This window comes from Sinorhizobium mexicanum, from assembly GCF_013488225.1.
Taxonomy (GTDB): domain Bacteria; phylum Pseudomonadota; class Alphaproteobacteria; order Rhizobiales; family Rhizobiaceae; genus Sinorhizobium; species Sinorhizobium mexicanum.
This window is the reverse complement of sequence record NZ_CP041238.1, coordinates 2,868,908-2,882,723: the sequence shown is the minus strand read 5'-3', so window position 1 is coordinate 2,882,723 and position 13,816 is coordinate 2,868,908. Positions and strand designations below refer to the sequence as shown.

12 protein-coding genes are annotated in these 13,816 nt (G+C 61.8%); 6 read left to right on the top strand and 6 right to left on the bottom strand.

Features of this window, described 5'->3' with window-relative positions; translation table 11 throughout:
• Window positions 1-84: 84 nt before the first annotated feature.
• The 3 genes from FKV68_RS13695 to FKV68_RS13685 all read right to left on the bottom strand — a co-directional run bounded on the left by FKV68_RS13695 (window position 85) and on the right by FKV68_RS13685 (window position 5,982).
• Complete coding sequence (locus FKV68_RS13695) at window positions 85-1,629, bottom strand: MBL fold metallo-hydrolase (protein WP_180938352.1); 1,545 nt, start codon at window positions 1,627-1,629, stop codon at window positions 85-87.
• A 9-nt stretch (window positions 1,630-1,638) separates the two neighbouring features.
• Window positions 1,639-3,774: a gluzincin family metallopeptidase gene (locus tag FKV68_RS13690; protein ID WP_180938351.1), complete on the bottom strand. Its 2,136-nt coding sequence runs from the start codon at window positions 3,772-3,774 to the stop codon at window positions 1,639-1,641.
• Between the two features lie 171 nt (window positions 3,775-3,945).
• Window positions 3,946-5,982, bottom strand: a complete 2,037-nt coding sequence (locus tag FKV68_RS13685; protein WP_180938350.1) for an ATP-binding protein — start codon at window positions 5,980-5,982, stop codon at window positions 3,946-3,948.
• A 327-nt stretch (window positions 5,983-6,309) separates the two neighbouring features.
• Here FKV68_RS13685 and FKV68_RS13680 point away from each other — a divergent pair, with 327 nt between their 5' ends.
• Window positions 6,310-8,088 carry an acetolactate synthase 3 large subunit gene (locus tag FKV68_RS13680; protein ID WP_180938349.1) on the top strand — a complete coding sequence of 593 codons (1,779 nt, stop codon included), beginning with the start codon at window positions 6,310-6,312 and terminating at the stop codon, window positions 8,086-8,088.
• Window positions 8,089-8,110: 22 nt separating this feature from the next.
• Entirely contained in the window at window positions 8,111-8,683 is a 573-nt protein-coding gene (gene ilvN / locus FKV68_RS13675) for an acetolactate synthase small subunit (RefSeq protein WP_180938348.1), read from the top strand.
• A gap of 204 nt (window positions 8,684-8,887) precedes the next feature.
• Here the strand turns inward: ilvN and FKV68_RS13670 are convergent, their stop codons facing one another.
• Window positions 8,888-9,733: an aldo/keto reductase gene (locus FKV68_RS13670; protein WP_180938347.1), complete on the bottom strand. Its 846-nt coding sequence runs from the start codon at window positions 9,731-9,733 to the stop codon at window positions 8,888-8,890.
• Window positions 9,734-10,127: 394 nt separating this feature from the next.
• On the opposite strand from FKV68_RS13670, the gene FKV68_RS13665 reads away from it, so the two are divergent.
• The gene (locus FKV68_RS13665; protein WP_180938346.1) at window positions 10,128-10,337 is read left to right on the top strand and encodes a cold-shock protein; all 210 of its coding nucleotides are present in this window, start codon (window positions 10,128-10,130) and stop codon (window positions 10,335-10,337) included.
• A gap of 257 nt (window positions 10,338-10,594) precedes the next feature.
• Window positions 10,595-10,825: a hypothetical protein gene (locus FKV68_RS13660; protein ID WP_180938345.1), complete on the top strand. Its 231-nt coding sequence runs from the start codon at window positions 10,595-10,597 to the stop codon at window positions 10,823-10,825.
• Window positions 10,826-10,850: 25 nt separating this feature from the next.
• On the opposite strand, the gene FKV68_RS13655 is transcribed toward FKV68_RS13660, so the two are convergent.
• Complete coding sequence (locus FKV68_RS13655) at window positions 10,851-11,579, bottom strand: class I SAM-dependent methyltransferase (RefSeq protein WP_180938344.1); 729 nt, start codon at window positions 11,577-11,579, stop codon at window positions 10,851-10,853.
• A 370-nt stretch (window positions 11,580-11,949) separates the two neighbouring features.
• On the opposite strand from FKV68_RS13655, the gene FKV68_RS13650 reads away from it, so the two are divergent.
• Window positions 11,950-12,549, top strand: coding sequence for a LysE family translocator (locus FKV68_RS13650; RefSeq protein WP_180938343.1), 600 nt, complete (start codon window positions 11,950-11,952; stop codon window positions 12,547-12,549).
• A 248-nt stretch (window positions 12,550-12,797) separates the two neighbouring features.
• Window positions 12,798-13,175 carry a helix-turn-helix domain-containing protein gene (locus FKV68_RS13645; RefSeq protein WP_245181300.1) on the top strand — a complete coding sequence of 126 codons (378 nt, stop codon included), beginning with the start codon at window positions 12,798-12,800 and terminating at the stop codon, window positions 13,173-13,175.
• 91 nt (window positions 13,176-13,266) lie between these two features.
• Here the strand turns inward: FKV68_RS13645 and FKV68_RS13640 are convergent, their stop codons facing one another.
• Window positions 13,267-13,788, bottom strand: coding sequence for a hypothetical protein (locus FKV68_RS13640; protein WP_180938342.1), 522 nt, complete (start codon window positions 13,786-13,788; stop codon window positions 13,267-13,269).
• Window positions 13,789-13,816 lie beyond the last annotated feature (28 nt).

Below are 13,816 nucleotides of genomic sequence, written 5' to 3'. Positions count from 1 at the left end.
CGTCGAATTCCGTCCGGGCTACGCTACGAACGCTCGAGCAGGCGCAAGGATCCAGGAGGCCCTACCGCGGGTTCCCACAAACGCTCACGTCGGACTGTCGGTGACGGTGTATTCAAAGAAGAGGTCGGTCTCGATCCGCTTGAATTTTTGCCACTCGTCGGCGCCGATGTCACCGGGCTTAGCGACATGGTCGACATCGCTGCGGAAGACGCGACCGCGGGCCTTCTGCATGAGCCTCTCCTCGATGAAGCGGAGCGGATGCTCCCACGGCTTATCCTTGTGCGCCGCCCAGGGTGTATTGGCGGGGATCATCGCCACGAATTCGTCCTGGAAGGCGTTGCTTGCCAGCCAGGAAAGGTTGGCATAGGCCGCCCCCACGCTTCCGTCGAGCGTGGCATTGTGGCTGCCGTGATGGCCGACCTTGTAAAGGACCGTCCGGCCGAGGAGGTCGCGCGCCGTGACGGTTCGGCCGTCGACGCTCCATTTGAGCGGCGCCCAGGAGATCCAGTTGCCGCGCTGGGCGTCGCCGGTGAAGAGCAGCACCTTGCCGGTGCTCGGGAGTTCGATCGCGATGACGAGGCTCGTGTTGTTCACTTCGTCGTTCAGCCTGAGCGCCAGCGTTTCCGCGCTATCGAGCCAGTCGTTGTCGATCTGCCGCCAGGCCTCGGCAGCGCGCTTGCCCTTGACGCCATAGTGGTCGACGAAGAACGCTTTCAGGAACGCATCGTGGCTCCGCTCGACGTCCTTGCGCGAAATGCCGAAGCGCGGGTCGAACGTGCGGCTGGCGTTTTCCGGGCCGCCGTCGAGCGTCGCCGCGAGCAGGCTCAATGTCGCGCCATCGGCTGACAGCCTGAACTCTTCCTCGCCTTGTGGTTCCAGTGACAGCAGCAGCTCGACATCGCGTGGCGGCCCAAGCGCGTAGACGCGCACCCCATCGACGCCCGGCAATCCGTAAGGATCGTGATCGGGCCGAAGGACAACCGGGTCGCCGGCGATCCGGTCGCGCAGATATTTGATGGCGCGCTTGTTGGTGATCCCTTCGATGGCGAGCGCGCCCTGCTTTCGCGCCGACAGAGCCGGGTGGCGCCGCTTGATTTCCCTGAAGCGTTCCCGGAGCCCGTCGGCGGCATCCTCCCCTGTCTCGAAGGACAGGAGATCGCGCAGCATCGTGCGGTTCGGAGAATGGACACCGAAGCCGGCACGATCGAGCCGTTCGTCGGCGCCCATCAGGGCGAGCAGCGTGTCGTGGAAGCGTTCGCGCAGACTGTTGGCAAACGCATCATCATCGTCCTCCGTCCATGCCAGCCAGAGCTCGCCGATCGCGATCGGATCGAAGCATGGCTTTCTCGTCGTGGGGTCCTTCGCCGCGAAACCATTGACATGATCCATATGCTCATGGGTCACCAGCACGACATCCAGCCGGTTTCCGGTCGCTTCGCCGATGTCGGCGACCACCTTGTCGATCGTCTGTTCGGGCTTGATCTCGGAGTTCGTCCACAGGCCGCAGTCGATCAGCATGTAAAAGGCGCTGCCGTCTACCTTGCGCGTCGCCAGCAGAAAGCAGTCGCCATGCCCCTGCCGATACATGCGCACCGTGACACCGGACTCGGGCGCCTCCATTCTGGGCATCGGCTCCTCCTAGCTCCCCTGTCGGTGAAGATGGGCGAAAATCTCCGGTCGAACGGGTTTGCTCCCGCGGGCGGTGAAGGCGTTTTCCCGGCTCCGCGCCTGCCTGGTCAGGTATGCGCGCATTCTTTCGAGCTCCGCGTCGTCGCAGATGTCGCCGGGCGTGCGGATGACCCGCCGGATCTCGAAGGTCTCGGCATCGATAAGCAGCGTGCAGCCGCGGCGAAAATAGAAATCGTGGGGACCTTTCGGCGGCTTGCCCTTGTCCGCCGCCTCCTGCTTCTTCGGGTCGAGGTAACCGTGGCGGGTCTGCGTCAGTTCGACGACATATTCGCGCTCCATCTGGTCGCGGTTGCCGCGGCGCGCGGCCATGCGGACGCTGTGCACTTCGATCGCCGGGCCGTTGACGATCTTGCTGCGCCGGATCGTCGCCGGCGCGTCGGCATCCGTGCGGATGCGGATGATGTCGCGAAGCGGCGCATTCTTGGCCTCGGTGATGAGCCCCCAGAACAGCCGTCCGTAGAGGTCGCGCGCCAACCATTCGACCTTCCGGTCGGCCTCGAGCCCGAGCTCGAGGAGATTGCGTCCGAGAATTTCCCGGAGCGACGATTTCGACCGCTTGGCGGTCTCCGGCAGGCGGTTGCCCATCGCCTTGTTCAACTCGTTGAAGATCTCCTGGGCGGTGCGGTCCAGGCCGTCCAGGAACGTCTGGCCCTCGCTGTCGTGGAAGTCGCTCCGGCTCTTGAGCTCGTCGATCATTTCGAGCGGGCGTGAAAGCAGATAGGCGACATCACCTTTGAGATCGCTCAGTCTGGGAAAGACGGCTTTGTAATCGGCTGCTGCTTCGGCCATCGTCGGCCAGAGCAGCGTCTGGACGGAGACGATCGGCATATCGCGCGGAACGATGCCCCAGGCCAGGAAGGCCTCCATCACCGCGACGCGATAGTTGTGCTCGTCCTCGGGGTAGAGATCGCGGTCGGCGGTCATGATCGCGCGCAGGTAGTCGCCGAAGGTGACGTCGACGGGCGGGCAATAGTCGAGCGCGCGAATGCACATCTGCAGGATGTGCCGGGCCGATTTCGACGCGTCCTGCGCCAGCCGGTTGACGAGATCGGGATGCAGCGCACCCGCCGGCAGGATTCCCGTGCCGCTCGACGCGATGCGCAGCAGGTCGGATATGCGCGCGCGATAAATCGACAGGAACGCCCGGAATACGGCGGCAACCAGAATGGCGCCGCGGTCATGCACTTCCTCCGTCTCGCGCAGAAGCCTCGGATTGGGCTCGTGCGCCCGCCAGACCCCGTCCTTCCAGCCGCCGAGCGCGTCGCGCAGCGCCGTTCCGCGGCCGAGGACCTGGCCGAATTCCTGGGCGAGCTGGCCGAGGAGGTTCTGGCTCTCGAGGTCGCCGCGCGTGCGGGCGATCTGGTCCTTCAACACGTCCGGATGGGAGAAATGCTGGAAGATCGCGACGATGTCCGCGAAAGCCTCGTGCAGAGCGAGCACGTCCGGATTGGTTGCCTCGCTGAAGCGCGGATGCATGCCGTCGAGCAGCGCGTGGGAGGTCTCATGGCCGATGATGTCGTGGGAGAGGCAGGTGAATATGATCGTTCCGGCGGGTGCGCCCGACTGGCCTTCGCCGGCCGCGAAATAGCCGAAGAGGAGCGCCTTCTTTTCGGGGCTGTAATAGGCGTTGGCGTCACGAAGCGCGTGCGGATAGATGCGCAGGCGCTGGACATATTGCGGATTGATCCACCGGCCTTGCTCGTCGCGGTCGCGCGGCGCCCAGAGCGCGACCCGGCCGAGGGCAATCTCGAAATTGACGATGGTGTTCATCGCTACCGCATAGGTCATCTGCTGGTGGAATTGCGGGTTCCATTCCGCGGGCCTGAGGCCATTGTCGGCAAGCAGGCTCGGATCATGCAGGTTGACCGGCGCGTAGACGAGATCGAGCGACGGGTCGAAGTCGATCACCTCGACATATTCCCCGACAGGACCGACGAACGGCACGCCGGGGTCGAGCTTGTCCATTTCCCAAGGGATCGAAACGATGACCTCGTTGAGCGGCAGCGTTTCGTGTCGCCGCCCCATGCTCGGATCGAAGGCGAAGATTCGGAGCTTGCGCGGAGGCATGGTCGACAAAACGGACATCTGCTCCTCCCGAAATTGCCGTCGCTACTTCCTGTCCAGTCTCTGCATTCCTTGAAGTTCGGTCGCCTCGATATTGCAGCAGGAAGGATTCGTCCGCGTGACAGGAATGTCAACTCACGATTGCAAACACGGATGGACGATTTGCCGAAGAGCCGCGTTGCGTTCGCGACTCTATTTGCGGATGAGGCTGCCGAGCGGGCGCTTGAGCAGGCTTTCGCGCAGCGAGCCCTCGCGGCGCGGCTCGGTGGTGGGGTGCGCGAGGCGCGGATCCGGTGCCTGTGGTCTGGGACTGCCTTCCCTTTCGGCCTGGCCGGAGAGGATCTGCTCACGGATCTGGTTGAAACGCTCGAGCTGCGGGTTGACCGGGTCCGGGCGTGGAAGCATGTCCGGCCGGTAAGGCTCGAACTCCGGCTCGTGCCAGGCTTCAGCCTCAGATGGCAGATCGGCGCCGCGGGCGGCGTCCTCAATGGGTTCGTCGTCCTCAAAGGTCGACGCCTTGACGGTCTGCGCTGCCAGATAGCTCTGCTGGAAGTTTGAAATGTCCGGCCCGGCGACCGCCCGCATCCGGCTGACGATCGATCGCAAGTCGACGCTAGGCGCGTCGTCGTCGTCCACGTTGTCGGTGATGCCGTGGGCACGCGGCAGGCGCCGGTCGTCGACGCGGGTGAAGCGCATGCGCATCGGGACGGCGACCGCCTCGCCGAAGGCGATCGCTTCGCCATTGCCGATCGAGGAGATGAAACTGGTGGTGGAGATCGACGAATTCGAGATCGCCGAGCGGATGATCTCCTGGTCGCGATCATTGGCAAGCCGCATGGCGAAGACGGTCGAGCATTGAGACAGGATTGTTGGGTCGAGCTCGCCCGGGCGTTGCGTGATGATGCCGAGCGAGACGCCGTATTTGCGGCCTTCCTTGGCGATGCGCGCGATCGCCTGGCGGGTCGGCAGGAAGCCGAGCGAGGCATCGGCCGGCACGTAGCGGTGCGCCTCTTCGCAAACGACCAGCATGTGGATGCCGCCGTCGCTCCAGAGCCCGATTTCGAAGGCCATGCGGCAGAGCACCGAGGCGACCGAGTTGACGACTTCCGAAGGAATCCCAGCGAGCTCAAAGGTGGCGATCGGCTTGCCTTCGCCCGGAATGCGGAAGATCTTGGCGATCGTGTCCTGGATCGTGTCCTGGATCGTGTTCGACGAGAACATGAAATGGTAGCGCGGATCGTTGATCGCCGAGATGATCTTGATCTTGAGCGAGCGCAGGTGCGGCTTGTCCGTCCTGCCCTCCAGACGGCCGATGCGCTCATCGATCATCGCCAGCAGATCGGCGATCCGGTAGGGCACCGGGGTATCGACGGTGATTGAACTCTTCTCGTTCTGACGGCGCATCAGCCCGGATTCGCCGCCCTTGAAGGCCTTCTTCGCATCGGGAATGATGTCGCGCAGGATGTCGAGCTCTTCCGGCACGGGCGGGCGTCCACGAAAGACGACTTCCGCGAACTCTTCCAGCCGGAAAAGCCAGAAGGGGAGGTCGAGCGTGTCCGTGTCGATGACGACCGCATGCTCCGGGAAGGCGGCGGCGAACTCGTTGTGCGGATCGAGGATCAGCACGCGCAGCTTCGGATCGGCGGCGATCGCCTTGTTCAACAGCAGCGTGACGGCGGTCGATTTGCCGACGCCGGTCGTTCCGACGATGGCAAAGTGCTTGGCGAGCATCGACGGCACGTGGATCGTGGCGTCGAGGCTCTCGTCCTGGGTCAGCTTGCCGATGACGCAGCTGTCCGTCTGGCCCGTCTCGTAGATGCGGGCGAGGTCGGTGGCGCGGATGCGGTGGGCGATGGCGCCGAGATAGGGATATTGGCTGATGCCGGTGGAGAACGACTCGCGTCCATCCGGATCAACATGGACCTCGCCCATCAGTTCGACCTCGATGCGGAAGGTGTTGTTTGTCTGCTCGCCCCATTCGCTGGCGACGGTCTGCATGGCGTAGACGAGCGCCACGACGCGGTTGGCGCCGACGGAAATGGAAATCAGGCGACCGACGGACCACAGTTCCGTCAGCGAGGTTTCGCCGTCTTCGGCAACTGCGGCGATCGTTGCGCGCGAGCCGCTGCAGCCAACGACACGACCGAGAAAGCGATTGCCGGGCTTAAGGTTGTCACGGCGATCCTGCTCTCCGGCAGGGACCGAGGAATGACGATCACTGTCAAGCAATTCAGCACCTCACGCGACGAATAGCTCGATAGATTAGCGGAGGGGATTTAATAAGTGGTTTCGCGCTTTTATCGAAATATCCCTGTTTCTTTCGCCCTTTGCGCGCAGTCGGAAAAGGCGTTGACGGGCAGGATTTTTCTGTTTATCAAATCGCCCCATGAAAAATTTCGCGGTTATTCTTGTGGTGGGACGGCGCATGGGCGGGATGGTGTAACCATCCGGCGGTAGCCACCCATGCGCTGAACGAGGCTCCTGAAGGGGCCTTTTTTTATGCCCTGAGAAAAGCTAATCACACCCCAAACCTTGAAAAGGGACGGAAGCAGGCCAATGAGCGGAACAGAAAACCAGATGACCGGCGCGGAGATCGTTCTCCAGGCACTGAAGGACAATGGCGTCAAGCATATCTTCGGCTACCCCGGCGGTGCCGTGCTTCCGATCTATGACGAGATCTTCCAGCAGGAAGAGATCGAACACATTCTTGTTCGCCACGAGCAGGGCGCCGGCCATATGGCCGAGGGCTATGCCCGCTCCACCGGCAAGGTCGGCGTCATGCTGGTCACCTCCGGCCCCGGCGCGACCAATGCGGTCACGCCGCTCCAGGACGCGCTGATGGATTCGATCCCGCTCGTCTGCATCTCCGGCCAGGTCCCGACCCCGCTGATCGGCTCGGACGCCTTCCAGGAGTGCGACACCGTGGGCATCACGCGGCCCTGCACCAAGCACAACTGGCTGGTAAAAGACGTCAACGATCTCGCCCGCATCATCCACGAGGCCTTCCGCGTCGCGCAGTCCGGCCGTCCCGGGCCGGTCGTCGTCGACATTCCGAAGGACGTCCAGTTCGCGACCGGCACCTACACGCCGCCGTCCGCCGTTCCGACCCAGAAGAGCTACCAGCCGAAGACGCAGGGCGATCTGAAGAAGATCGAGGAAGCGGTCGAGCTGATGAAGACGGCGCGCCGGCCGATCATCTATTCCGGCGGCGGGGTCATCAATTCCGGCCCACAGGCATCGCATTTCCTGCGCGAGCTGGTCGAACTCACCGACTTCCCGATCACCTCGACGCTGATGGGCCTCGGCGCCTATCCGCATTCCGGCAAGAACTGGCTCGGCATGCTCGGCATGCACGGCACCTACGAAGCCAACATGGCCATGCACGACTGCGACGTCATGGTCTGCATCGGGGCGCGCTTCGACGACCGCATCACCGGCCGCCTCAATGCGTTTTCGCCGAACTCGAAGAAGATCCACATCGACATCGACCCGTCGTCGATCAACAAGAACGTCCGCGTCGACATTCCGATCCTCGGCGATGTCGCGACGGTACTCGAGGACATGGTCCGCCTGTGGCGCGCTGCGGCGAAGACTGTCGACAAAGCGCGGCTCGAAAACTGGTGGACCGGTATCGCCAAGTGGCGGGCGCGCAATTCGCTGGCCTACACGCCGAACGACGACGTCATCATGCCGCAATATGCGATCCAGCGGCTCTATGAACTCACCAAGGACCGCGACACCTACATCACCACCGAAGTCGGCCAGCACCAGATGTGGGCGGCGCAGTTCTTCGGCTTCGAACAGCCGAACCGCTGGATGACCTCGGGCGGCCTCGGCACCATGGGCTACGGCTTCCCGGCCGCCGTCGGCGTCCAGGTGGCGCATCCGGAGAGCCTCGTCATCGATATCGCCGGCGATGCGTCGATCCAGATGTGCATCCAGGAAATGTCCTGCGCGGTCCAATATGGGCTGCCGGTCAAGATCTTCATCCTCAACAACCAGTACATGGGCATGGTCCGGCAGTGGCAGCAGCTGCTCCACGGCAACCGCCTGTCGCACTCCTATACGGAAGCGATGCCGGACTTCGTCAAGCTGGCGGAGGCCTATGGCGGCGTCGGCATCCGCTGCGAAAAGCCGGGCGAACTGGACGAGGCGATCCGCCAGATGATCGACACGCCGCAGCCGGTCATCTTCGACTGCCGCGTCGCTAACCTCGCCAACTGCTTCCCGATGATCCCGTCGGGCAAGGCGCACAACGAAATGCTGTTGCCCGACGAGGCGACGGACGAAGCGGTCGCCAATGCGATCGACGCCAAGGGCCGCCAGCTCGTCTGATGAAAAGGTAGGAAAGAACAAAATGAGTGCACATCTTCAGCCGACGGGCTCTGCCTATTTCATCGCCAAGGAGACGGAACTTGCCGAAACGCATACGCTCTCCGTTCTCGTAGACAACGAGCCGGGCGTGCTCGCCCGCGTCATCGGCCTCTTTTCCGGCCGCGGCTACAACATCGAAAGCCTGACGGTTTCCGAGACCGAACATGAGGCGCATCTGTCGCGCATCACCATCGTCACGCGCGGTACGCCGCACGTGCTGGAGCAGATCAAGAACCAGCTCGAACGGCTGGTGCCCGTGCATCGGGTCGTCGACCTCACGGTTCGCGCCTCCAGCCTCGGTCACGATCGGCCGATCGAGCGCGAACTGGCGCTCGTCAAGGTGCACGGCTCCGGTGACCACCGCGTGGAGGCGCTCAGGCTCGCGGATGCGTTCCGTGCTTCGGTCATCGACGCCAATATCGAGCACTTCGTCTTCGAGATCACCGGCAAGCCGTCGAAGATCGAGCAGTTCATCGCCATCATGAAGCCGCTCGGCCTGATCGAGGTCTGCCGCACCGGCATCGCCGCGATGAACCGGGGCGCGCAGGGGATGTGATGGCTGCCTGAAAGTGGCGTCGCTGAATAGCAGTTGCCCCTCTCCTCGGGTTTAACCCGAGGACTAGCCCTTTCCCCGCGCGCGGCCCGCGCGGAGAGGGGACTGGATCGAGGCGGCGCCACCTGTTTCCTTCGGCCCGCGTGCGGGGAGAAGGTGCCGGCAGGCGGATGAGGGGCAAATTCAAACGAATAATGATGTCCGGCGCTATATAACCTCCAGCCGCATCTTCCTCCTTGGCGGTGGGAAGAGTTGATCCAGCTCGGCGAGGTTTTCCGCCGTGAAATGAATGTCCATCGCGTCGCGGTTTTCGCGGGCGCGGTCGGCCGAGCCGGTCTTCGGGATCGAGATCACGTCCGGGCGGCTCTTGAGGAAGGCGAGCGCCACCTGCGCAGGCGTCGCCTGATGTGCCTTGGCGATGTGGATCAGGTCGGCGTTGTGAAGCAGCCGCCCCTCGTCGAGCGGCGAATAGGCCATGACCGGCACGCTGCGGTCGCGACACCAGGGCACGAGATCGTATTCGATGCCGCGGCGGGCGAGGTTGTAGAGGACCTGGTTGGCCGCGACATTCAGGCCGTCCGGCACCGATTCCAACTCCTCCATATCGTCGACATCGAAATTCGAGACGCCCCAGGCACCGATCTTGCCGGCCTTCTTCAGCATCTCGAAGGCGGCGACGGTTTCGGCAAGCGGGTATCCGCCCCGCCAATGCAGAAGATAGAGATCGATCCGGTCGGTACCGAGATATTTCAGGCTGCGCTCGCAGGCGGCAACGGTGCCGGAACGGCTGGCATTGGAGGGCAGCACCTTGCTGACGAGAAAGACTTCGTCGCGCCGGCCTTTGATCGCCTCGCCGACGATGCGTTCCGCGCCGCCATCACCGTACATTTCCGCTGTGTCGATCAGCGTCATGCCGAGTTCGAGCCCGGCTTGCAGGCTGCGGATTTCCTCCGCCGCCCTTGCGCGGTTCTCGCCCATGCGCCAGGTGCCCTGGCCCAGTACAGGAACCTTTCGCCCATCGGGAAAAGTGGTGGTCGGGATAATATCGTGCATCGGAAATCGCCCCGGGGGTTTGGCTACGCAAGTCAAAGTGCTGCAGCGTCCTTGGCGCGGCTGATAGGACGCGCGGCGCTGTAGACGATCCAAGATTAAGATGCGATCGAAGAAAGTCCATAAGGACAAGCGTCGCTAATCGGTGCGGCGCACCCGGCGCTCGTACAGGCGCAACAACGAAATGGTGAGGCGGTGCCGCTAAGTCATCGAGAAATAAAAACAAACCGCGCCTTGCAAGAGACACAATTGTGACCTACCTAGATTAAATCGATGTTGATCGACGATATTTGTTTCTGCGCCTTGGCGCATCGTCACGAAGATCCTGACAAAATCGGTTTCAATACGTCGCGGAAACGTGATGGTGTTTTTCATGAGCGATTGAAAGGATATCGACGTGGCTTCCGGAACAGTAAAGTGGTTCAATAGCACCAAGGGCTTTGGTTTCATCCAGCCGGATGACGGCACGCCTGACGTGTTCGTGCACATCTCGGCTGTCGAGCGCGCCGGCCTGTCCACCCTCAAGGATGGTCAGAAGGTGAGCTTCGAACTTACCCAGGATCGGCGCACGGGCAAGTCCTCCGCGGAAAACCTGCGCGCCCTTTGAGGTTGCGCACGCGATTGTGCTCCATGATCGCATCGGACGAGATTATCATCTCCCTGCCTTTGACCACGGATGTACTGGCACTGGCAGGTTGAGATGATGAGGGAAGGTCGGGTTCGCCCGGCCTTTTTTATTTGTCCTACAGCGCCGCCTCTTATCGGACGGGCAAAGGCCGCTGTAGTACTTTGAATTGCTGCATGTTTTTGTCCTTGAGTCGCCTACGATTTAAGGAAACATGCAGTAGGAAAGGAGGAAGATTAATGAAGGAAAATCAGGGCAACGGCGTGTTCAAGCCGGCCAAGAAAACTCCATCCGACCGCGCCGACCAGGCGACGGTCGCTTCACGCGCCATCATGGAACAGGAGAAGATTGCCCGCGAGAAGAAGACGGCCCGCCTCCGGCAATTGCGGCTGGAAAAGGAAGCCGCCGAGGAGGCGGCAAATCCGGGCGCTGCGCCGAAAGAGAAGCGAAAGGCACAAAAACGGAAATAGGTATCCGCTTTCTGGATGTTCATTCCTAACGCTGGGCGGCGACCAGAAGCATCATTGGGCGGTCCACCTCTTCCGCGAGATCGGGAGTGGCGGCGATCTGTTCCGCCGTCGGGCTCCACTCCTCGACGTGGCGGATCGAGAAGCCAGCCTTGATGAGCGCGTTCAATGTCGTGCCGATCGTGCGGTGATATTTGACGACGCCCTTGGCCAGCCAATCGGTGATACGTTTCCCCTCGACCGAATAACGATCGAGCGGCCAGATCCTGCCGCCGTCCGCATCGCTGGACCAGCCCGGTTTGGTCGGCGCCATGTAGATCGGATGCTCGATCGTGAAGACGAAATGCGCGCCGGGCACAAGGCTGGCATGGACGGTCCGCACCAGCCGGTCGAAATCCTCGATATAATGAAGGGCGAGCGAGCTATAGGCGAAATCGAAGCTCGCTTCCGGCAGCACGAGATGATCGAGATCTGCAATCCGATATTCGATCGCCATGTCGCCGGTATCCTTCCTCGCACGCGCGATCATGTTCTCGGAGACGTCCAGTCCGAGCACATGGGCCGCACCGTTCTGGTGTGCCCAACGGGCAAACCAGCCGAAGCCGCAGCCGAGATCGACCACACGCAGGCCCTTGAGGTCCGGCAACATGGCCCGGATCGCCGGCCATTCGGGGGCGCCATCGAGCCCGTGCACAGATCGCGGGAGCTGGCTGTAGCCTGCGAAGAATTCGCGTTTGTCGTAGATATTTTGTGCCATCTGAGCGTTTCCTCATCGCGAACGCGGCCAATTTCCACGCGTTCGGGATGTTGTCAAGGCAACTGTCGAATGCCGGATTCGCTGACGGAAGACCGCCCATCAATTCCGGTTTTATCACCATGACAAATACCAGCTGGTCTTTGCCTTTAGGTCAGGTAGGCTGACTTAAATTACCTGGAACCGATTCCGGTTCTGACGGATTGCCACGATAAATCAGCCGCTGCATGGTTCCTTAAATCGGAAACGATTGAAGGACAAAACCATGCAGCAATTCAGAGTGTTACAGCGACCTTTGTGCGTCTGAAGAGAGACGCACGGCGCTGCAAATGGGCGCGTCGCCACGGCGGCGCTGCGCTGCAGGAGGAAATGCATGCAACTGGATACGCTGCTCGCCCTGTTCCTGTTTGCCTTCACGACGTCGATTACGCCGGGGCCGAACAACATGATGCTGTTTGCCTCAGGCGTGAACTTCGGTTTCGCGCGCACCATTCCGCATATGCTAGGCATCGGCGTCGGCTTCTTCGTGCTCCTGCTCGCAGTCGGTCTCGGGCTTGGCGCGCTGCTCCACTCGGTGCCGCTCGTCTACACCACGCTGAAATTTGCCGGCGGCGGCTATCTCGTGTGGATCGCCTGGAAGATCGGGACCTCGCGATCGCTCGGTGAGGGCAAGGCGAGCGCGCGGCCAATGACCTTCCTGCAGGCCGCTGCCTTTCAATGGGTGAATCCGAAGGCCTGGGTCATGGCAGTCTCGGCGATGGCCACCTATACGAGCGGCGACAGCTATCTATTGAGCGTACTCGCCGTCGGCCTCGTCTTCGCGCTCGTCAACGTGCCGAGCGTTTCGACCTGGGCTGGCTTCGGCTCGGCTCTCCGGCAATGGCTCTCCGAACCGTCGCGGCTCAAATGGTTCAACATCACCATGGCTCTTCTATTAGTTTCATCTAATTTTTATGTGTTATTAGGTGGTTAATAGGCGTCCTGCCGACGGAAATCGCCGCGAATCGCGTTTTACCCAACGTTTTACCCAAATGCTCGGAAATCGGCGTATGATTCGCGCCGCCTTCCCAATAAGGCCGGGGCGCGGCATCGGCGGGAACGCATCTGGACCGATCCCGCGCCCTTTGCGACGTTTGCCGGTTCTCGCGGTAGACGGTGCGTGCCTGAGACAGGGCACCTTGATTGACGGTTGCCAGTTCTTTAGCCGCTAAAGAACGGCGTTTGACCGTCATCGGTTCTGGAAAGGCGAAAGCCGTCGCCATCGCCCGCTGGCTTGGCGCGAGCTTTTCCCTCGACCGTTTCGGGCGCATATTGCCCGCCATGTCCTCCGATCTTGCCGAAATCGTCCAGATGATCCGCCGCCTCGAGTCCGCCGGAATGACGCGTAGGCAGATTGCCGAGGGGGCGAACGTCGCGCCGAGTTCGATCACCCGGATCGCGACCGGCATAGCGACCGCGCCGAGTTACCGGCTGGTTGCCGCGATCAAGCGCTTCCACAGGAAAAACTTTCCGGGGGGCGAGCCGGAAACGCTGACGCGGTTCGAGCCGGAAAAGCCGACACGGTTCGCGCCGGGATGCCAGCCGAGGGCGAGCCGGTAAGGTAGATTTCCTCTACGTTTTTGACGAAGGCGCGCGCCTATGCGCTGCTCTATCCCCATTGCATTCGCCACAAGCGAAGCCGGGGAAGCGCTTAATGCCGCATCAGCGGTTTGGCAGCCGATAATTCCGAGTTGGCGCTCCGCTTTGGAATATGCACCACGTATGGGGCATTGCGATCCGTAGTATAGAGCGCGACCCAGAACCGTCCCGTTTGGATATCGCCGGTCGCGTCTTGCCGGTCGTGCGCCATTCCAATCCACTGCTGGCCCGGTGAAAGCACGTAGGGCAGCGCATAGCTGGTGCTACCCTTCGCTTGTGGATGCGGGATAACAAACGACTTGTCCGCTTTCTTCCTAAGTCGCGAAAACCAGCTCGGATATCTCAAGAGGCAGAGGTTTGTAATCGTCGTGGGCGCGTCGCCTCTGTTGGTGGCATTTACGACAAGCAATCCCTCGGTCTTGTTCCCGATGCCATCGAGCATCACCATATTGGCTTTGGCGGATATGTAGAGCTTCGGGCCGCTTTCGACCCACCTTCTGATTTCCAAAAAAAGCGCGCCAGTCGCCACGATGGCCGCGTAGATAGCAATCCACGCTTCAGCGTTCATTTCCATCCAGTCACTTTCCCCAATTCCCCGAATC

Coding starts and splice junctions, on each gene's coding strand:
- FKV68_RS13690 (WP_180938351.1), bottom strand. CDS start 3,774: ATGTCCGTTTTGTCGACCATGCCTCCGCGCAAGCTCCGAATCTTCGCC.
- FKV68_RS13695 (WP_180938352.1), bottom strand. CDS start 1,629: ATGCCCAGAATGGAGGCGCCCGAGTCCGGTGTCACGGTGCGCATGTAT.
- FKV68_RS13640 (WP_180938342.1), bottom strand. CDS start 13,788: ATGGAAATGAACGCTGAAGCGTGGATTGCTATCTACGCGGCCATCGTG.
- FKV68_RS13655 (WP_180938344.1), bottom strand. CDS start 11,579: ATGGCACAAAATATCTACGACAAACGCGAATTCTTCGCAGGCTACAGC.
- ilvN (WP_180938348.1), top strand. CDS start 8,111: ATGAGTGCACATCTTCAGCCGACGGGCTCTGCCTATTTCATCGCCAAG.
- FKV68_RS13670 (WP_180938347.1), bottom strand. CDS start 9,733: ATGCACGATATTATCCCGACCACCACTTTTCCCGATGGGCGAAAGGTT.
- FKV68_RS13660 (WP_180938345.1), top strand. CDS start 10,595: ATGAAGGAAAATCAGGGCAACGGCGTGTTCAAGCCGGCCAAGAAAACT.
- FKV68_RS13650 (WP_180938343.1), top strand. CDS start 11,950: ATGCAACTGGATACGCTGCTCGCCCTGTTCCTGTTTGCCTTCACGACG.
- FKV68_RS13680 (WP_180938349.1), top strand. CDS start 6,310: ATGAGCGGAACAGAAAACCAGATGACCGGCGCGGAGATCGTTCTCCAG.